The organism is Paenarthrobacter sp. PH39-S1 (genome assembly GCF_030063245.1).
Classification (GTDB): domain Bacteria; phylum Actinomycetota; class Actinomycetes; order Actinomycetales; family Micrococcaceae; genus Arthrobacter_M.
The window spans coordinates 1-755 of the sequence record NZ_JASISR010000123.1; the positions used below are offsets into that span (position 1 = coordinate 1).

A 755-nucleotide genomic window follows, 5' to 3' on the forward strand; every position below is an offset into this window, starting at 1 on the left:
GACCATGCGAACCGTTGCAGGACATCCCTTCGCTAGTGTCAACTAGATCAGGTTCAACGGGTGTCATCTCAGCCGGGCCAATAAAGCCGCCCGGCACCCCGTGTCACTGGGAGCGAGTATATACCCACCCCGCGGCCAAACCAGCGCCCGCACCTGGCCGTGCTCCCACCGTGCCCTGCCCGAACCGCTTCCCAAACGGCTCCCGTCCCGGACACCGCGGCGCGACCACCGGATCCCCCCGTACCGCGGGCACCGGTACCCCCGGTGGACCGGCCGGCCCTGCAAACCACCAAAACAGACACCTTGTGTGTGATCGACTATTTGTAGGCCGTTTCAGCCAGGGAATCCTGCCGGGTTAGTGGCCGGTTTCCTGCCAAAAGAGCGCTAAGAATCAGGCCAGGCATTTCCCCTCCAGTTCATGGATTTTTGGGGAGTGCGCAGAGATTGAGATCACCGGGTGGTTCGGGGCGGTTCCCAGCGTGTTGGGGACATGGGCCCGCCACCCCCAGATAAGTTCCTTACGGCGCTGCCATTGCGAAGCGTATGCGCCGGAAGGGCTGGAAAGCAGATGACGGTACCCATGTCAGTACAAGAAAATATCAGACGACTGGACTCCCAAGGTGTCCCGGTGCGTGAGATCGCCCGCAGGTTGGGCATCAGCAGGGATTCGGTGGCCAAGTACGCCGATCGGGAAGACTTCTCCCCGGTGCCGCCGGCACCGTTGGCGCGGCCAGGGGGCTCGGTGTTGACCGGGT

1 riboswitch is annotated in these 755 nt (G+C 63.0%).

Going from position 1 to position 755, the window contains the following annotated elements:
* Positions 1 to 7 precede the first annotated feature (7 nt).
* A riboswitch (TPP riboswitch) is annotated at positions 8 to 111 on the reverse strand.
* Positions 112 to 755 lie beyond the last annotated feature (644 nt).